This window comes from Stenotrophomonas sp. STEN023, from assembly GCF_056760135.1.
The window spans coordinates 1-18,482 of the sequence record NZ_JBRREF010000087.1; the positions used below are offsets into that span (position 1 = coordinate 1).

17 protein-coding genes, 1 other RNA gene and 1 pseudogene are annotated in these 18,482 nt (G+C 60.2%); 8 read left to right on the forward strand and 11 right to left on the reverse strand.

The genetic code is table 11. The annotated features are described in order from the left end of the window. Positions 1–118: 118 nt before the first annotated feature. The 3 genes from dnaJ to grpE all read right to left on the reverse strand — a co-directional run bounded on the left by dnaJ (position 119) and on the right by grpE (position 3,956). A complete protein-coding gene (gene dnaJ, locus ACVOLV_RS18600) occupies positions 119–1,246 on the reverse strand; it encodes a molecular chaperone DnaJ (RefSeq protein WP_481517911.1) in 1,128 nt (375 codons plus the stop codon). A 133-nt stretch (positions 1,247–1,379) separates the two neighbouring features. Beyond that, complete coding sequence (gene dnaK / locus ACVOLV_RS18605; protein WP_481555661.1) at positions 1,380–3,296, reverse strand: molecular chaperone DnaK; 1,917 nt, start codon at positions 3,294–3,296, stop codon at positions 1,380–1,382. A 144-nt stretch (positions 3,297–3,440) separates the two neighbouring features. Continuing rightward, the gene (grpE, locus tag ACVOLV_RS18610) at positions 3,441–3,956 is read right to left on the reverse strand and encodes a nucleotide exchange factor GrpE (RefSeq protein WP_303746659.1); all 516 of its coding nucleotides are present in this window, start codon (positions 3,954–3,956) and stop codon (positions 3,441–3,443) included. A gap of 184 nt (positions 3,957–4,140) precedes the next feature. Between grpE and recN the strand changes: the two genes are divergently transcribed. Beyond that, entirely contained in the window at positions 4,141–5,808 is a 1,668-nt protein-coding gene (gene recN / locus ACVOLV_RS18615) for a DNA repair protein RecN (protein WP_481555662.1), read from the forward strand. Positions 5,809–6,188: 380 nt separating this feature from the next. Here recN and fur read toward each other — a convergent pair whose 3' ends face one another. Continuing rightward, positions 6,189–6,599 carry a ferric iron uptake transcriptional regulator gene (gene fur, locus ACVOLV_RS18620; protein WP_282271992.1) on the reverse strand — a complete coding sequence of 137 codons (411 nt, stop codon included), beginning with the start codon at positions 6,597–6,599 and terminating at the stop codon, positions 6,189–6,191. A gap of 104 nt (positions 6,600–6,703) precedes the next feature. Between fur and ACVOLV_RS18625 the strand changes: the two genes are divergently transcribed. Further along, entirely contained in the window at positions 6,704–7,093 is a 390-nt protein-coding gene (locus ACVOLV_RS18625) for an outer membrane protein assembly factor BamE (RefSeq protein WP_481555663.1), read from the forward strand. A gap of 21 nt (positions 7,094–7,114) precedes the next feature. Here the strand turns inward: ACVOLV_RS18625 and ACVOLV_RS18630 are convergent, their stop codons facing one another. Both ACVOLV_RS18630 and ACVOLV_RS18635 read right to left on the reverse strand, forming a co-directional pair. Further along, a complete protein-coding gene (locus ACVOLV_RS18630; RefSeq protein WP_481555664.1) occupies positions 7,115–7,372 on the reverse strand; it encodes an RnfH family protein in 258 nt (85 codons plus the stop codon). A gap of 3 nt (positions 7,373–7,375) precedes the next feature. Further along, positions 7,376–7,804, reverse strand: a complete 429-nt coding sequence (locus ACVOLV_RS18635; RefSeq protein WP_303746663.1) for a type II toxin-antitoxin system RatA family toxin — start codon at positions 7,802–7,804, stop codon at positions 7,376–7,378. Between the two features lie 56 nt (positions 7,805–7,860). Between ACVOLV_RS18635 and smpB the strand changes: the two genes are divergently transcribed. Together smpB and ACVOLV_RS18645 are read left to right on the forward strand one after the other, a co-directional pair. Further along, positions 7,861–8,364, forward strand: coding sequence for an SsrA-binding protein SmpB (gene smpB / locus ACVOLV_RS18640; RefSeq protein ID WP_303746664.1), 504 nt, complete (start codon positions 7,861–7,863; stop codon positions 8,362–8,364). Further along, positions 8,364–8,783 (forward strand): GNAT family N-acetyltransferase, encoded by a 420-nt coding sequence (locus tag ACVOLV_RS18645; protein WP_481555665.1) that lies wholly within the window; start codon positions 8,364–8,366, stop codon positions 8,781–8,783. Before smpB ends, ACVOLV_RS18645 begins: the two co-directional genes overlap by 1 nt. Here the strand turns inward: ACVOLV_RS18645 and ACVOLV_RS18650 are convergent. Further along, positions 8,780–9,397, reverse strand: coding sequence for a hypothetical protein (locus ACVOLV_RS18650; RefSeq protein WP_481555666.1), 618 nt, complete (start codon positions 9,395–9,397; stop codon positions 8,780–8,782). The genes ACVOLV_RS18645 and ACVOLV_RS18650 overlap by 4 nt on opposite strands. A 140-nt stretch (positions 9,398–9,537) precedes the next feature. Between ACVOLV_RS18650 and ACVOLV_RS18655 the strand changes: the two genes are divergently transcribed. The 3 genes from ACVOLV_RS18655 to ACVOLV_RS18665 all read left to right on the forward strand — a co-directional run bounded on the left by ACVOLV_RS18655 (position 9,538) and on the right by ACVOLV_RS18665 (position 11,704). Beyond that, entirely contained in the window at positions 9,538–9,906 is a 369-nt protein-coding gene (locus ACVOLV_RS18655) for a DUF6713 family protein (RefSeq protein ID WP_481555667.1), read from the forward strand. 89 nt (positions 9,907–9,995) lie between these two features. Beyond that, positions 9,996–10,349, forward strand: a transfer-messenger RNA (tmRNA) gene (gene ssrA, locus ACVOLV_RS18660). Between the two features lie 104 nt (positions 10,350–10,453). Continuing rightward, positions 10,454–11,704, forward strand: coding sequence for a tyrosine-type recombinase/integrase (locus ACVOLV_RS18665; RefSeq protein ID WP_481555672.1), 1,251 nt, complete (start codon positions 10,454–10,456; stop codon positions 11,702–11,704). A gap of 647 nt (positions 11,705–12,351) precedes the next feature. Here the strand turns inward: ACVOLV_RS18665 and ACVOLV_RS18670 are convergent. From ACVOLV_RS18670 to ACVOLV_RS18685, 4 genes and pseudogenes are all read right to left on the reverse strand, one after another. Further along, entirely contained in the window at positions 12,352–14,592 is a 2,241-nt protein-coding gene (locus tag ACVOLV_RS18670) for a S8 family peptidase (RefSeq protein ID WP_481555668.1), read from the reverse strand. Positions 14,593–14,596: 4 nt separating this feature from the next. Further along, positions 14,597–15,697: an AAA family ATPase gene (locus ACVOLV_RS18675; RefSeq protein WP_481555669.1), complete on the reverse strand. Its 1,101-nt coding sequence runs from the start codon at positions 15,695–15,697 to the stop codon at positions 14,597–14,599. Between the two features lie 257 nt (positions 15,698–15,954). Beyond that, on the reverse strand, positions 15,955–16,203 hold the full coding sequence (locus tag ACVOLV_RS18680) for a hypothetical protein (RefSeq protein ID WP_481555670.1): 249 nt from the start codon (positions 16,201–16,203) through the stop codon (positions 15,955–15,957). Positions 16,204–16,296: 93 nt separating this feature from the next. Next, a pseudogene (locus ACVOLV_RS18685) lies at positions 16,297–16,458 on the reverse strand (SOS response-associated peptidase family protein); the annotation flags it as partial. Positions 16,459–16,736: 278 nt separating this feature from the next. Between ACVOLV_RS18685 and ACVOLV_RS18690 the strand changes: the two are divergent. Then, positions 16,737–18,395: a M10 family metallopeptidase C-terminal domain-containing protein gene (locus ACVOLV_RS18690; protein ID WP_481555671.1), complete on the forward strand. Its 1,659-nt coding sequence runs from the start codon at positions 16,737–16,739 to the stop codon at positions 18,393–18,395. The last annotated feature ends 87 nt before the right edge of the window (positions 18,396–18,482 follow it).

Below are 18,482 nucleotides of genomic sequence, written 5' to 3' on the forward strand. Positions count from 1 at the left end.
CCCTCCGACCCCCCCCCCACCCCCCCCCCCCCCACCCCCCCCCCCCCCCCCCCCCCCCCCCCCCCCCCCCCCCCCCCCCCCCCCCCCCCCCCCCCCCCCCCCCACTACAGGTGACGCATCAGGACTTCATGCGTTCCCAGAAGCCTTTCACACCGTCGATGAAGGTTGCCGACTTCGGCGAGTGCTTGCGCGCTTCGTCACCGCTGAAGGTGGCTTCAAACTGCTCCAGCAACTTGCGCTGTTCGGCGGTCAAGTTGACCGGCGTTTCCACCACGACGCGGCAGTACAGGTCGCCTTCGGTACGGCTGCGCACCGACTTGACGCCCTTGCCACGCAGGCGGAACAGCTTGCCGGTCTGGGTCTCGGCCGGGATGCGGATTTCCGCTTCGCCGCCCAGGGTTGCGACGCGGATGGCGTCGCCCAGCGCTGCCTGCGAGATACGCACCGGCACTTCGCAGTGCAGGTCATCGCCGTCGCGGGTGAAGATCGCATGCTCGCGCACGCGCACTTCCACGTACAGATCGCCTGCCGGCGCACCGGCCGGACCAGCTTCGCCCTCGCCCTGCAGGCGAATGCGGTCACCGGTATCAACGCCTGCCGGCACCTTGACCGACAACACCTTGTCTTCTTCGATGCGCCCGTTGCCGTGGCAGGTCTTGCACGGCTTGCTGATGATCTGACCGCGACCATCGCAGTTATGGCAGGCCTGCTGCATGGCGAAGATGCCACGCTGCACGCGCACCTGACCGCGACCACCGCAGACATTGCAGGTCTCGACCTTGCGGTCTTCCGAGCCACTGCCGTCGCAATCACCGCATTCGGCCAGGGTGGGGATCTCGATGCGGCGCTCAACGCCGGCCACCGCTTCTTCCAGGTCCAGCTCCATCACGTAGCCGATGTCGGCGCCGCGACGCGGCTGACGCGGACCGCCGCCACCTCCGCCAAAGATATTGCCGAAGATGTCGCCAAAAATATCGTTCATGTCCGGACCACCCGGACCACCGCCACCACCGCCCATACCGTGCTCAAACGCAGCGTGGCCGTGGGCGTCATACATGCGCCGCTTATTGCCGTCGGACAGGGTTTCGTACGCCTCCTTGCACTCCTTGAAGGCAGATTCAGCGGCAGCATCGCCCGGGTTGCGGTCCGGGTGGTGCTTCATCGCGCAACGGCGATAGGCCTTCTTCAGCTCTTCATCGGTTGCGGTGCGGGCTACGCCCAGTACTTCGTAATAATCGCGTTTCATCGGCACATGAGGTTCTGGAATCGGGGTTGGAAATCAGGATTGGAAAGCCTGGTATTGCAGATACCGGAAGGGGATCCGGAAGCCGGAACGTCAGTTCCGGACCCCGAATCCCCAGGTACAACGCCGGCCTTGCTTACTTCTTGTCGTCCTTGACTTCGGTGAACTCGGCGTCCACCACGTCGTCATTGGACTGGGCACCAGCATCGGCACCCGCTGCCTGGCCCTGCTCACCAGCCGAAGCAGCGGCAAACAGCGCCTGACCGGCTTCTTCCAGCGACTTCGACTTGGCTTCGATCTGCGCCTTGTCGTCGCCCTTCATTGCGGTTTCCAGATCGGCCAGTGCGGCTTCAACCTTGCCGATCACGTCGCCGCCAACCTTGCTGCCATGCTCGGTGATGGCGCTGCGGGTGGCGTGGATCAGACCGTCAGCCTGGTTGCGGGCCTGCACCAACTCCTGGAACTTCTTGTCTTCTTCGCGGTTGGCTTCCGCGTCGGCGACCATGCGTGCGATCTCGTCCTCGGACAGACCCGAACCGGCCTTGATCTCGACCTTCTGTTCCTTGTTGGTCTTCTTGTCCTTGGCCGACACATGCAGGATGCCGTTGGCGTCGATGTCGAAGGACACCTCGACCTGCGGCATGCCACGCGGTGCCGGCTCGATGCCGGACAGGTCGAACTTGGCCAGCGACTTGTTGTAACGGGCCTGCTCGCGCTCACCCTGCAGCACGTGCACGGTCACGGCCGACTGGTTGTCCTCAGCGGTCGAGAAGGTCTGCGAGGCCTTGGTCGGGATGGTGGTGTTCTTCTCGATGATCTTGGTGAACACGCCACCCATGGTCTCGATACCCAGCGACAGCGGGGTCACGTCCAGCAGCAGCACGTCCTTGACGTCGCCGCCCAGCACGCCGCCCTGGATCGCAGCACCCAGTGCCACGGCTTCGTCCGGGTTGACGTCCTTGCGCGGTTCCTTGCCGAAGAACTCGGTCACGGCCTGCTGCACCTTCGGCATGCGGGTCTGACCACCGACCAGGATCACTTCGCTGATGTCGCTCGAACGCAGGCCGGCGTCATTCAACGCAACGCGGCACGGCTCGATCGACTTCTTGATCAGCTCTTCGACCAGGCTTTCCAGCTTGGCGCGGGTCAGCTTGATGTTCAGGTGCTTCGGACCGGAAGCGTCGGCAGTGACGTACGGCAGGTTCACTTCGGTCTGCTGCGCGGACGACAGCTCGATCTTGGCGCGCTCGGCGGCGTCCTTCAGGCGCTGCAGGGCCAACGGATCCTTGCGCAGGTCGATGCCCTGGTCCTTCTGGAACTCTTCAACCAGATATTCGATGACGCGGTTGTCGAAATCTTCGCCGCCGAGGAAGGTGTCACCGTTGGTGGCCAGCACTTCGAACTGCTTCTCGCCGTCGACATTGGCGATCTCGATGATCGACACGTCGAAGGTGCCGCCGCCCAGATCGTAGACAACGATCTTGCGGTCCTTGTTGTCACCCTTGTCCAGGCCATAGGCCAGGGCAGCCGCGGTCGGCTCGTTGATGATGCGCTTGACGTCCAGACCAGCAATACGGCCTGCGTCCTTGGTTGCCTGGCGCTGGCTGTCGTTGAAGTAGGCCGGCACGGTGATGACCGCTTCGGTGACCTTTTCACCGAGGAAGTCTTCGGCGGTCTTCTTCATCTTCTCCAGCACGCGGGCAGAGATTTCCTGCGGTGCCATCTTCTTGGCATCGCTGGTCTGTACCCATGCGTCGCCGTTGTCATGCGCCAGGATGCCGTACGGCACGTGGGCGATGTCCTTCTGCACTTCGGCGTCGGTGAACTTGCGGCCAATCAGGCGCTTCACCGCGTAGAAGGTGTTCTTCGGGTTGGTGACGGCCTGACGCTTGGCCGAGGCACCCACCAGTACTTCGCCGTCCTTGGTGTAGGCGACGATGGAGGGCGTGGTGCGGTCGCCTTCCGAGTTTTCAATGACGCGGGCCTTGCCGCCGTCCATGATCGCCACGCACGAGTTGGTGGTGCCGAGGTCGATACCAATGATCTTGCCCATGGGGGACTCCTGAGATTCGTTTGCCGGCAGCCGCCGGGGATGAATGGGATATGGGGAAGGACCTGATGACATTCAAGTCATCCCCGGAACACTGTTTGCCGACGGCCGCGCCTGATTTAGGCAGCGGCCAGCCAGCGCGGCCGATCAGTCGGCCTGGGCCACCACAACCAACGCCGGCCGCAGCAGGCGCTCGTTGAGCAGGTAGCCCTTCTGGAACACGGTCACCACCGCGCCCGGGGCCACGCCCGCCGGCGCCGGCACCTGGCTGATGGCCTGGTGGTGCTCCGGATTGAAGGCCTGGCCGGCCGGATCCAGCAGGACCAGACCGTTGTCAGCAGCTACTTTGAGCAGCTGCTTGTAGGTCAATTCCATACCTTCGCGCAGCGGATTGGGCTCGCCGCCAGCAGCAGCCAAGCCTGCATCGAGGCTGTCGAACACCGGCAGCAATTCGCCAAGCAGCTTCTCGTTGGCGAACTTGCGGGCCTGGTCGATGTCACGGGCCACGCGCTTGCGCTGGTTGTCCAGATCGGCGCGTTCGCGCAGCGATTCGGCCTTGACCTGCTCCAGCTCGGCGCGCAGCGCCTCGATCTGGTCGTGCTGCGCGTCGTCACCGCCCATGGCGGCGTTCTCGGGGTCGAATTCAGTGTGCTCTTGGTTCATTTCCGGTTCCTTGGCGGATGTTCTGCCGCCTACCCCGACCCGTATGTGGGCTGTACCGAGAGTTTCAAGGCTCCGACTCACTCCATGAGACGCTTTGTTCCTAATCTGTGCCGGTCACCGCCTGTCCTACATTGACCTATCCAGCCCGCATGCTAGTTTTGCGCGGCCCCTAGACCTGCCCGCCATGCTCAGACATCTATCGATCAAGGATTTTGCCGTTGTCCGCGCCACCGAACTGGAGTTCGGGCCAGGCATGACTGTTGTTTCCGGCGAGACCGGCGCCGGCAAGTCATTGATGGTAGACGCATTGGGCTTCCTGTCCGGCCTGCGTGCCGACTCCGGCGTGGTCCGCCACGGCGCCAGCCGCGCCGAGCTGTCGGCCGAATTCAGCCTGGACGACGACGCCCCGGCACGCAGTTGGCTGCGCGACAACGAGCTCGACGACGAGGAGCAATGCCAGCTGCGCCGCGTTATCCGTGCCGACGGCGGCTCGCGCGCCTTCATCAATGGGCGCCCGGTTCCAGTGTCGCAGCTGTCCGAATTGGCCGGCTTTCTGGTCGAGATCCACGGCCAGCACGACCAACAGGCGCTGCTGTCGCGCCCCAGCCAGCTCGCCCTGCTCGATGCCTTCGCCCGCAACGAGGCCGAACGCGCCGCCGTGCGCAAGGCCAGCACCCAGTGGCAGGCCTTGCTGGATGAGCGCGACGCGCTATCCCAGCAAGGCGATGTCTCCGACCGGATCGGCTTTCTTGAGCACCAGCTCGGCGAACTGCAGCGCGAAGAGCTGGAGCCGGCAGCCATCGCGGCGCTTGGCGCCAGCCACCGCCGTCAGGCCCATTCCACCGCCTTGATCGAAGCCTGCCAGCGCGCTGGCGGCCTGCTCAATGGCGACGAGGACGGTCCGTCCCTGCTGTCGCTGCTGCAGCAGGTGCGAAACGAACTGGGCCGGGTCAGCCAGCACGACGCCCGCCTGGGCGAGGTCGACGCCATGCTCGACGCCGCCGGTATCCAGCTGCACGAGGCGCTTGCCCAGCTTGACCGGGTCCAGGACGACCTGGACAGTGACCCGGAAGCCTTCGAGGACATCGAGCGTCGGCTGAGCCGTCTGCACGACCTGGCCCGCAAGCACCGCGTGCCGATGGAAGAGCTGGCCGCCACCCGCGACCGCCTCGACGCCGAGCTGGAGCAGCTGCGCGGCGCCGACGAGCGCCTGGCCAAGCTGGCCGGCGAGATCGACAAGGCCGCCGCCCGCTGGCAAGGCGTGGCGGCAACCCTTTCCAGCAGCCGCCAGACGGCCGCCACTTCCCTGTCCGACACCACCACCGCGCTGATCGGCGAGCTGGGCATGGGCGGCGGCCAATTCCTGATCGAACTGGAGCCTCAGGCACAGCTGCGCCCGGACCCGAATGGCGCCGAGCGGGTCGAGTTCCTGGTCGCCGCCAACGCCGGCCAGCCAGCCCGGGCCCTGCGCAAAGTGGCCTCAGGCGGTGAGTTGTCGCGTATCTCCCTGGCCATCGAAGTCGCCGCACTGGGACTGGATGCGGTGCCGACCATGGTTTTCGACGAAGTGGACTCGGGCATTGGCGGTGCGATTGCCGACATCGTTGGCAAGAAGCTGCGCGCCTTGGGCGAACGCCGCCAAGTGCTGTGCGTGACCCATTTGCCGCAGGTCGCCTCCAAGGGCCACAGCCATTACCGGGTAAGCAAGGCACCGGTGGAAGGCATGACCCAGAGCGCGGTTGAGCTGCTGGATGCCAAGGGCCGCGAGGAAGAGCTGGCGCGGATGCTGGGCGGCGCCGAGGTCAGCAAGGAAGCACGTGCTGCGGCGCGGAAGCTGTTGACGGAAGCCTGAGGCAGGAAGCTTTGGCTTTGGCTTTGGCTTTGGCCGTAGCTGTGGCCCTAAAGCCCCTCTCCCGCCTGCGGGAGAGGGGTTGGGGTGAGGGCAGCGCCTGGCTCTTAAGGCTCCGCTCCAAAAGCCCCCTCCCCTTTGCTGCGCGAAAGGGAGGGGGCAGATGCACTGCCCACTGAGGCCTTATCGGCTAAGCCCCTGCCGAGCATGGCTCGGCACTACAACAGCCCTGACAGTGCTTTGGAAAGCCCCTGCCGGGCATGGCTCGGCACCACATCCAAGCCCTTGCCTTTGGCAAAGGGCCGGACACAAACAAAAACACCGGCCAATGGCCGGTGTTTTTGATTCAACAGCAACAGCCCAAAGGCCACGCCGCCAAAGCCTTACTTACGCTTCTTGCGCACGTACAACACCAACGAGTGCTCTTCCAGCTCGAACCCGTGCTCTGCCGCGATCTTGCGCTGCAGTTCCTCGATTTCCGGGCTTTCGAACTCGATGATCTTGCCCGAGTCCACGTCCACCATATGATCATGGTGACCGCCGCGGTCCAGCTCATAAACCGCCTGACCGCCTTCAAAATTGTGTTTGAGGACCAGTCCAGCCGCCTCGAACTGGGTCAGCACACGGTAAACCGTGGCCAGCCCGATTTCATCACCGCAATCAAGCAGTTGGCGGTAGATGTCTTCGGCGGTGAGGTGGTGGTGCTGGGGGGTGTTCTGTTCGAGCAAGGCAAGGATACGCATCCGCGGATGCGTTACTTTCAAGCCGACTTTGCGCAGGTCATTGGATTCCATAGCCATCATGTTCATTGGCGGTTTAACGCCAGTTATCTCCGGTCAGATCGCGCTGGGTGCCGGGGAGTGTATCATCGACCTGATTTCCTCAACCGCCCTACCTAATGCGCAACCTCCTGTTGATCGCCGTTGTCGCCCTGTCCACTACTGGCTGCGGCATCATCTACAAGCAGCCCATCTATCAGGGCAACCTGATCCGTGAACAGTCCGTTGCGCAGTTGCAGGCCGGCCAAAGCAAGCAGCAGGTCAATGCGCTGCTGGGCACGCCGTCCATCGCCGACCCGTTCCACGCCCAGCGCTGGGACTACACCTCCAGCCAGCGCGTGAACCGGCTGGGCAAGACCGAGGTGAAGAACTTCGTCGTGTTCTTCGAGAACGACCAGGTAACCCGCTGGGAAGGCGACTATTTCCCGGTGCAGGACGCAGACTTGGCCCGCAACAGCGTGCGTCAGTTCGGCCGCAACCTGGCCAAGGACAAGAAGAAGGGCCGCTGATCCAGCGCCCCCTTCGCAAGGTCAATCGCCGCCGCGCGCTCGTCGGCGGCGATTTTCTTTGGGGTCGGCCAACAAGGGGCGCAGCAGCTCCACCCGGTCGCCGTCCTGCAGCAGCTGCTGTGGCCGTGCCAGTACGCCGTGCACCGCCATTGCCACCACATCGGCTACGCCATCCAGCGCCGCCTCGGCCACCGCATCGGCGACCGTGCAGCCCTCAGGCAGCTCCAGCTGCCGCTGCTGGTAACGGTCCGGCCAAGCCAGCACCACCTCTACACGCATCGCTCAGAGTTCCTGATCGGCCACGCGTACGAAGTCATTGACCATCCGGTCAGCCAGGCCCTGGAAGCCCAGCGCCAAGGCCGGCCCCAGCAGCCGCGAAGTCGGCTCGAACTCCAGCTCCAGGCTGACCTTGCAGGCGCCCTCGGACAGGGCGTGGAACTCCCAGCGGCCGTGCAGGCGCTTGAACGGGCCTTCGCGCAGCTTCATATCGATGCTGTGCGGGCGCTGCAGCGTGTTTTCGGTCATGAACCAGGTACGGAACGAACCCAGCCCCAGATCGAGCCGGGCCACCAGCCGCTCCTCGCCCTGCTCCAGGATTTCCGCCTTGTCACACCAGCGGAACCGGCCCGGATAGGCGGCGACATCGTTGACCAGGTTGAACATGCGCTCGGCGGAGTGTTCGACCAGCGCGCTGCGACGAATGGTTGTCATGGCGATACAGATACAGAAAGTGTTCGGGGAGCCCCCGAATCGGAGACAATACGGAAATGAGCAAGAAACAAAGCAAGGATAAAGCAAAGAGCGGGACGGCCGACAAAACCATCTCGTTGAACAAGCGCGCGCGCCACGAATTCCACCTGGAAGATCGGGTCGAAGCCGGCCTGGTGCTGCAGGGCTGGGAGGTCAAGGCCATCCGCGCCGGTCGCGGCAACATGACCGACGCCTATGCCTATGTGCGCGATGGCGAGATCTTCCTGATCGGCGCTCAGATCACCCCGCTGATCCAAGCCTCCACCCACACCGTTCCGGAAGACCGCCGCCAGCGCAAGCTGCTGCTGCACCGTCGCGAGATCGACAAGCTGATTGGCCGCGTCGAACGCGACGGCTACACGCTGGTGCCTACCGCGATGTACTGGAGCAAGAACAAGATCAAGATCGAGATCGCGTTGGCCAAGGGCAAGCAGAATCACGACAAGCGCGATACCGCCAAGGAACGCGATTGGGACCGTGAGAAGCAGCGCGCGATGCGCGCCCACAACCGCAACGCCTGATGCCGGCACAGCGCGCGGTGCAGGCAGCCAGCGCGCAGGATGTGCAGGCGCTGTGCGCAAGGCTGCTGGCCTTCAATCGCAAGACCAGCGGCAATAGTTTCGATGAGCTGCCATTGCAGCTGGCCAGCCATGACCAGGACGGAACCCTGCGCGGCGGATTGCTCGGCGATATCTGTGCCGGCTGGCTCGCCATCCATGTGCTGTGGGTTGATCCGGAGCTGCGCGACCAAGGCTTGGGCAGCCAATTGCTGCTGGAAGCCGAACAACAGGCCAAGGCCGCCGGCGCGCACAGCGTTGTGCTGGACACCTTCGACTGGCAGGCCGAGGGTTTTTATCTGCAGCATGGCTACGAGGCTTTTGGGCGACTGCCCGATTTTCCGCCCGGCCACGAGCGCATCTACCTGCGCAAGACGCTTTAGCCCATCAATATCCGACGCAGATCGCGCCGTTGCACGCCGGGCGACTGCAAGGCCGCGTACAGCACACTCAGGCTGACCACTTCGCTCAACCCGGCAGCTTTGCGGTCATCGCCGTCGAGCCACTGCCGAGCATCCTCAGCAGCTTCCGGCGGCAGCAAGGCCAGAATCGCGACATCATCCAAAAAATCAACCTGCAGCTGCAGCGCGCGCGAAAACCGCCATACCCGCGCGGTATGGATCAGCAACTGAGCCAAGGCCAATACCATCGCGACGAGCGCAGCCCGCTCCACTCCGGCGGCCGCAAGTCCAGACCAAGGCGATTGCAGCACCAGCAACAGCACTACCGCCACCAGATAGACACCCAGCCAGCGCTGACGCACTCGCCGCACCCACCCCAGAAGCCCAGCGCAGAGCAACAACACCAGCGGTGCGAGCTGCGGCCAATAGCTGCGCCCCAGCCACGCCGTTATCAGCACAACGACCGCCAGCAACAGATAGAGCGAAACCGGCGCCAGCGCCCGTCGCCGAAATCCTGCTCCAACTCCACCTGCCAACAACCGCAGGCTGCGCTTCTGCATGACCACTTCCACCGTCTCAAACTTGATGGCAGCCATGGTCCGCCGGCAAACGTCGCAGAAAGGTCGGCGCGGCGTTAAGCCGCACTAGACGCCTGCAAGTTGATGCGACATCGATCCGGCAGGTAGTTCTGGAGATAGTTGACTAGACTGGCGCCCCACCAAGGAGCTATTTGACGATGGATCGCTGGTACACCGCAACACTGCTGTCGCTGATCATTCACCAGATCGACGCTGCCTACTGGCACGAATGGGAGATGTTCCACGTGCCCGGCGGCATACAAGGCTTTCTGCTGTTCAACGTACCGGCAGTAGGGCTGCTGCTTCACGGCTACCGGCATGTCATTCTCAACACGCCAAAAGCAAGGCGTTATGCCCTGCTTTGCGGCGGCATTGGCGTACTCACCGCCCTGCTCCACGCCGGCTTTGCCGCAGCAGGCAAAGAGCAGTTCGGGCTGCCGTTATCCATCGCGACCATCGTTGCCTGCCTGGCAACAGGCACCGGCCTTTTGCTGAAAGCCCGGCAAAACCCCAATTCACGCGGGTGACTGTTCAGGGTTTTCCCTGTAGCATGCGTTTTGTCAGCGAGGCTGTGGTCATAACATCGTCCACAGCCCTCATGAATCAACGTCTTACCGGGGGTGCACTGGTTTCGACGGGGGTTGTGAAGTCGCTTGGCGCATGCCGAGGGGGTAGCTTTCCTCGTAAATCCAGCTGCAAAACTCTAGTTGCCAACGACGACAACTACGCTCTCGCCGCTTAAGGCGTAAGCCCCGAACCCACTTGTGCCCGTGCTCGTGGATGTAGGGTCATTATCACGGAACCGGCTGTGACGGCTGCCTGTCAGTCATGGCTTAACCAAAACAGGCTGGTCCTGGGGTGCGCTTTGCACACCGTGCTGCCACAGGACGAGACCCAACGGTGAGCTAAGCATGTAGTGCCGGGGATGGAGTGCCTTCGGACGGCGGTTCAATTCCGCCCACCTCCACCATTAGATGGACCGTCAAGGTCCCGATCAGGCCGGAAACCCAATAGCAGCAAGGGTTTCCGGCCTTTTTTGTTTCCGTCGCAGTCCGCCCTGTTGCGTTGCAGACCATGAGACGGCGGGGGCATATTTTGGGGCATCTGCCCCCAGTAACGAATCACATGCCCCCACTGACCGATATGGCCATCCGGAAGGCCAAGCCCACTAGCCGCACACAGAAGCTGTTCGACGGTGGTGGCCTGTACATGGAGATCTCCCCAAAGGACGGCCGGTGGTGGCGCCTGAAGTACCGGTTCGACGGCAAGGAAAAGCGCCTTGCGCTTGGCGTCTACCCGGACGTTCCGCTCGCCCTCGCCCGCCAGCGCCGCGAGGACGCCCGCCAGTTGCTGGCCAGAGGTGTCGACCCCGGCGAGCACAAGAAGGCAGCGGCGGCGGCCCGCGCCGAGCTGGGCGCCAATACCTTCGAAGTGGTCGCCCGGGAATGGCTGACCAAACGAGACTGGGTGGATAGCTACCGGGTCAAGGTCGCGGCCTGGCTCGATAACGACGTGTTCCCGTGGATCGGCAGCAGACCGGCGGCAGAACTGGAGGCAACGGACTTCCTGGCCGTGGCCAGGCGAGTCGAGGGCCGTGGCGCGATCGAGTCAGCTCACCGCATCATGCAGAACTGCGGCCAGGTCATGCGCTACGCCATTGCCACCGGCAGAGCCAAGCGCAACCCGGTTGCCGACCTACGTGGTGCCCTCGCCTCGCCACCCGACAATTCCTTCGCCGCGGTTACGGACCCTGACGAGCTGGCGCCATTGCTCAAGGCTATGCACAGCTACAGCGGAACCATGGTCGTGCGTTGCGCGCTGCAGATGGCGCCGATGGTCTTCCTGCGCCCCGGAGAGCTACGGCAGGCCGAATGGGCGGAATTCGATCTGGAAGGAAAGACCTGGACCATCCCGGCGTCCCGCATGAAGATGCGCAGGCCTCATTTGGTCCCACTGTCGAGCCAAGCGCTTGCGGTGCTGGAAGAAATCAAGCCGCTCACCGGCCGGGGGCGCTACGTGTTCCCTTCTGCCCGATCGCGCGAAAGGCCGATGTCAGAGAACGCGGTGACTGCAGCGCTGCGCCGCATGGGGTACGAGACGGGCACGGTCACGGGCCACGGCTTCCGCGCAACAGCCCGCACGATCCTGGACGAAGTGCTGGGTTTCCGGCCCGACATCATCGAGCACCAGCTGGCACACGAAGTGCGCGACCCGAATGGCCGGTCCTACAACCGGACGTCACACCTGCCGGAACGCAGGAAGATGATGCAGGAATGGGCTGATTACCTGGACAAGCTGCGAGCTCAGCCGGCCAAGTCCATATAGTCGTCCTCCCAGCGGGCAGCCATCGCCTCGAACTTGGCAGCCTCACGCCGCAGCCTGTCGGCGCCGGCCCTGCAGCGGTGCCTCGATCGCCAATCGCCAGACGCTGCCGCGTCAACCTGCCGGGCTTGGTCCCACAGTGATGCCGCCCGCTTTCGTGCCCACAGGACCTTCCTGCTTGCCGTCGTCATGGGGCGAATACTGAGGCCGGTCAATCGCACCGATCCCGACGCCGCCAACGCTGGCTGAAGGGAGTGCAGAGCTCAGCTCGGCAGTCCCCGCCGGAATAGATCGAGGAATAATTTGCGGCCTGGATTGTCGTTCGACTGCTGTGCCGAGCTTAGCTCGGCACTTTCACCTCGCGGGCCGGCCGGCTGCCGCAGATCGATGCATGGAGGCCCTCAGGGACTGGAGACGGACCGCTCCATGACAGCGAGTGACGACTGCCAGAGATGCTGGACGTAATGAGTTGGCCAAGATGATCAGGCACCGCGACCTCAAGAGCCTGATGTTCTACTACAACGTAGATCCTGACGAACTGGCGGATCGCCTGTAAGTGACTCTCCCTTCGCTCGGCCATGGCCTCATGCGTTCAGCAGCGCTCCACATTGACGTCAAAGATTCCATCGACCTGCATCACTCCAATCAATTCATAATTCGACATTCAGTTCAATATCATTGACGGCGCTTTCTACATAATTCCCTAAGCTCGAAGCAACTGAATCGTAAATCGACCCCTTCCCATCCGCTGGAGCTGTCAACGTCAGCACAAAGGCAACCTCACTGGGTAGCTCTTCGGCCAATCCGGCATGTTCAAACTGATATAAATCGCGCTCATATATTCGGGCGCAAACACGCAATGTTTTTCCAGAAAATGCAACACCTCTCTTTATTTCCTTTGCATGATGGCGAACAGGATTCCATTTCGCATACTCCGCCCTTGCTTCGGTCTCTGGCGCCGTAGCCTCACGCATTGTTCCAGCGAGATTTCCTGCGGTGCCATCCGGCTTAGTATATTGAAGAGCTACCTGTAGCCGGTTTGCAAAGTAGTTCGCGGACCCTAGCTCGGAGGTGCGCGGGGAGAGAATGGCAGTCAGAGCCACCTTACCCTTTAGCTTATCACCCGCGATCAATTGAGGCGGGATCGGAATATCTTCCCAGTAATACCATTGTCGGGGAAGCAGCTTCGCTGTCCACAGTAGAGTCACACTGCCTTCGGGGCATTCCCATGGAACCTCATGCAGGACACACGGAGAGCCCCACCCCAAACGTTCATCATAAGACTCGCGATCTGCTGTGTTTAGAAGAAGCGCCCTGACAAGATCTGGAGTCGCGCTTTTTAGGTTATGGAACGCGTGGGCAGCAACACTAGACACCAAAGCTGTGGCAAAACTGCTTCCTGACTGCACACTCCCGCCGAGCGCGCGAAGTGGCGAAAACCATGATATTTCTGGCTTCTTAAGCCCTTCTGGGCCAGGACCGCCGAGGCACGTAGGGCAATGATCTCCCGGACTATCCCCCGCGACAGTCCGGCCACCGACAGTCAGCGCAGCTTCGCAATCGGAAGGAGGGCAAGGACGAAGCGAAGAGCAGTGGTCGGTGTTGCCGACTGAGATAATAGGAAGAATTCCAAACTTGCGAGCAATTTTATGGAGCTCATGACCCAGCGCACTCATCTCGTGCGGAGCTTGAGCATCTACAGGTTCATTGAACGAAAGGTTCCATACCTTAGTATCCCCGCAATGTCGCTCAACCGTAGCCCGCAGATAGCTTTCAAATTCAGCGCGACTTGCAGCGCCTTGAGTAACATTCGCGATTGCCTGAGCAATCCCAACGCGGCACACCAAATCCGGTAACTTCAGATGGGTATTCCATGCACTCCCATGAACGACCAGCGAAGTCACTCTATTTCCATGAGTTCGGTTGGCTACGACATCGGCAACCAAAGATGGCGCGCTCCAGGCAACCATGGGCCCATAGCTCTTAGCAAAGAGCCCTCCATCTACGATGCCAACAATTGGATGCCATTGTTCGTCAGGCACTGGGCGCTCGGGATCGGGCGCAGAAACGCTCTGCATTGCAGCAACCGGCCTCACCGGATCGATACGAAAGACCGTCCCGGAAGCCAAAAGTGCCTTTAGGCCCTTCTTATTCTGGACCGCCAAATGAACTTTTACGAATGGATTCTGTCGATACTCCCGCGTGCCGCGAGCGATACTCCGCGAGCTTAAAGAATCCTGGAGCTGAAGTTGATCCGAATCAGAGCCAGGTTCGCGAGTTATAGAAACCAAATCAGCTACAGAACTCACATGCTTAGCAGCAACGAGAGCTTTCAGATTCTCCGTAACACTAGCACGCGCGTCCCCATCGGCGAATGGCGCAAGCCAGACATCGAAAAGTTTGCCGTCATTGAGTTCAGCAGCGAGCTCCCAGATATCCGCAACAGTCCTCCCCCCCAAGATGTCCTTATCGTCTAAAGCTGCAATAGAACTAATCCTAGATACAGAAATTCTCACATCCAGCTTCGTACTTCTCGCCACCTTATCTCGCAGCTTCTCCGCAGATATGCTCCCGAGCTCGGCCAAGTATCCGCCACGAAAAGGAGCAACCAAAGGCGAGCCAAAGTTGGAATGGAAAAGTGCCTCTGGCTCCCATGAGGGAGCGAATGAGTCATCAAACATTCGTACCGCAACAAGACGACGGTCGGCATGTCGCCCCCTTTCAACTTCAGCAAGCAGCCCCACCTGGACACTAAGCGAAGCTCTTTGCTCTTCCAACCGCTCCACGATTACGGCATCTTCTGATGGCGCACGACCTGTTACGTTGGCAAGCCTAGGCGTGCGCTTCAGGTTGAGAACAGGGTTCAAAACTGGACGAGCGTCTTGTGCCACTTGATTATCCCTTCAGGTAGGCCGATACGGATTGTCTAGATACTTTAAGGAAACGCGCAACCTCAGACTGAGCTATACCATGCTTTTGGACGAGATTGGTAGCAACCCGTCGACGCATATCTGCCTCCTTGCCAACCGACGAAACCCCAGGACTTCCCAAGTCCATCACCTGAATCGCGAGCTCGAGAAGGTCTAGAGATTCTTCCCGGATGGCAGCCTTTCTTCTAGCTGCAAGAGCTAAGCGCTGGATATCTGCTCCGGACGCGCCTTCTGAAAAGACCGAAAGAGTCTTAGCATCATCATCCAACCCCGGCTCATCTCCAAGAAAATATGCCCATAGGGCCTGGCGTAGATCAGCATCAGGAGACCCGAGGTGGATGTGATACGAAAATCTCCTCCAAATAGCGGGATCAAGCATCTGCGGATGGTTAGTCGCCGCGAGAAGCACAGTGCGATCTTCAAGAGAATCGATTCCTTGGATGACGGTGTTAACTACACGCTTAAGTTCACCAAGCTCATTTCGATCATCACGGACCTTCGCAATCGCATCCAGCTCATCAAGAAACAGCACCGCGTCTTTCCCGGCCACGAAGTCAAATATTGCTCTGACATTCTTAGCGGTATCGCCAAGCATGGACGAGATCAAGGAGTCAAGCCTTACCACATATAGCTTTTTCCCCATTTGCGCGGCAACATGCCCCGCGAGTAACGTCTTACCCGTGCCGGGAGGACCGCTAAGCATCAATGAAAGCTTGGAAGCGATCCCCTTTTTCGCCAGCAAATCATGATGAATTGTGTCTTCCATGAATGCCTGAAACGTATTACGCGCCGCCTCTGGAAGCATGCATGGAACAGTCGGCCATGCATGTTCTTCAACAAGGGGGAGCCTGGATTTCCCATCCACCGGAAGCGTCTCGGTGAACCCAGCAGCTTGTAACGGCACTCCCTTCTTTCCGATGGCAAGGCGGACCCGTCTTGCAGCTTCTGCGTGATCGGCTGCCATCGCCGTTGCAATGCGCTGCCCAACCCGCCGTAGCCTGGTGTAGTCAGCCGCCATGGCGGCTTCAGCAAATTCAGCCACATCATCTGCGAAATGGGTAGTCATATCTGTAAATTCCAATTGCCCTATCTGTAATGCCGCGATTCTTATTTGTCAATTTAATTTTGATGTGTGTCAGTCAAAATTACAGCTTTGTCAGTCTACACTGCTAAAGCTCTTGGAGGGCGGGGGGACGGGGCGAGGTGCTGCCGCACAATGCTCCGCAACTACTTTGGCTCAAGACATCCAGAGACCACGGGCAGAGACCACGGGCATTTCCCGGCACGCCGGGCACGCGCCGGCATGCCCCGCGCAGATTGCCCTCACGTCGTCTCAAACCCTGAGCCTGGCCCTCCCCCCCCTGGAAGTGCGCCGATCAGGGGCGGCGTCTGGAGCATGAGCTGGAAGCGACCGGCAACATTCCGGCCAATGCTGACAAGCTCCAAATTCGGGGCGGCCCCCTTGACCTGCCCCGTTGCGAACCGCTCGCGCTGGATACGGATGCAGATGTTGTCCCCGACCATGTAGCCAAGCGTCACGTCCACCAGGGCCAAGTCGCTGGCTTCCTTCACGTCCAAGCCGATGCAGGGGTTTCGCGCCCCGGGATCTGCATGAACGCCGTAGCCGACGCGATGGTGTCCCACCGCCCTCAACGAAACCGACCCCTAAGCGGCAATCCTGTGCTCGTAGAACGGGTGCCGCCTGTCATCGAAGATCGCGTACAGAGCCTGCAGGTCGGCCGGGTCCGGATTGAGCCAGGCCTCGATGTGCTCGGGCTTGATGTCGATGATCGTGCGGTCGTGGCCGGCGGCTGCGACCACAGATTCCAAGTCTTCTGTCACTGGCCAAGCTAACCAAAATATCGCCCCCCTTTCCGAACGACAGTTACGCAGCATCCTGCGACACGGGGACCCAAAGGGCGACTCATTTGCGGACCAATCTCATTGCGACCGACCAGCATTCACCGGACTAATAAAGAGTGCTCGGAAAGATGGCAACTAATCTGCCATTCACATTGACAGCGCAGAAACTTTGAGAACCAAGCCTCCTTTCCTGCAAGCACCTTAGAAAACCGAATAATTCACCCATACGAGAAGGACATATCGTGACCCCTGGCGTAGAAGATAGAGTTTATTCCGGCATCGATCACATAGATCAATTGATCTCATACAGAAAATGGAGTTTCGGCGATGATCGCGAAATCACTTGGACCATAACCAAGGACAATGCAATCTTTTCTGACGAACCCTACGGAATCAGAAACGAGCTACCGCATTTCCGCGCGCTATCACACCCGCACAGCATTGAAGCGATTCACAAAGGAATGGCAGTATTTAGCAGCATCCTAGACATCAATTTCAAATATATCAATGAAGACCGCGACAACGAAGCTACGATTCGCTTTAACGCACACGACCCGTCAGATGGATACATTGGTGGCGCCTGGGCATATGGACCAGGCAAAACATCGTGGGCCGGGGATGTATGGTCATCCTGGTACACCGGCTATGACGTGCCCTTGGTCTTGCATGAAGTCGGGCATGTACTCGCGCTTGACCATCCCGGACACAATAGTGGAAAACATGTACCCGGCTTTACGACGTTGGAGACCGTTATGTCGTACGTGAGTGGCCGTAAGAGCTTCTTCTATGACGCAAGTGGAAAGTTCGCAGGTCACGTGGATAAGGACTCGCTAGGGATCTACGACATTGCCGCGCTCCAATACATGTATGGCGCGAACAACAGCCACAATGCTCAGGACACAGTGTACAAGTACGACTCAAGCAAAGGCTTTTACACAACAATCTGGGACGGCGGCGGCACCGACACCATTGACCTATCCAATTTTTCACATGGTTCGCGCATCAATCTCGCGGAAGGGAGCTACAGCTCGGTCACCTACGACCTGCCAGCCACGGTCACAGATTCCAATGCCTATCGAGGGGAGAACGCAATCGGCATCGCCTATGGCGCAGCAATCGAGAACGCAATCGGAACCCAAGGCGACGATACGATCCATGGAAATGAGCTAAGCAACGTAATTCGTGGCGAGAAAGGAAATGATCACCTGTATGGCGGCGACGGGAACGACACGCTCTATGGAGGAGATGGCGACGACATACTGGACGGCGGGTCAGGCGCCGACAGATTGATAGGCGGAGCAGGTCACGACACTTATTACGTGGATCATGCCGGCGATGTAGTTATAGAAGAGGCGAAGGGCGGGAGCGACGCGATAATCTACGCAATCGAAAGCACCAGGGGCATAATGTTCGATAACATCGAATTTTTTTTCCTCGCAGAAGGGTGCTCCGCTCTAATGATGGGGAACAAGCTCGGCAACTATATGTGGGGCAACGACCTCGGCACGTGGCTAGCTGGGCACGAGGGTGATGACACTATTCGTGGAGGCCGTGGCGATGATTACCTGACGGGCGGAAAAGGAAATGATCACTTCGTCTTTGGCAGGGGCGACGGCCGGGACACGATCACCTTGGGCGACGTTGTTAAATCGGAGATCGACACGCTTAGATTCTGGGACGCCGACTATAACCAGCTATGGTTCGAAAGAGGGCTAAATCGAAACGATCTCAAAATAAGCATAATAGGAACGAGCGACAGCGTCAAAGTTACTAACTTCTTTACGGAAAGGGAAGACATCCTTGACGTTGTAACAACCGCATTCGGAAAGAGTTTGGACCTGGCCAACGTGGACATACTAGTGGACGCTATGTCTCATCGACGTTCCCCCGATTTTGAGTAGCGCGGCGATTTGGAGTTCAATCCCCAACGAGACGGAGATTGGACATGAAGAAGCGCTTTTCCGAAGAGCAGATCATTGGCTTCCTGC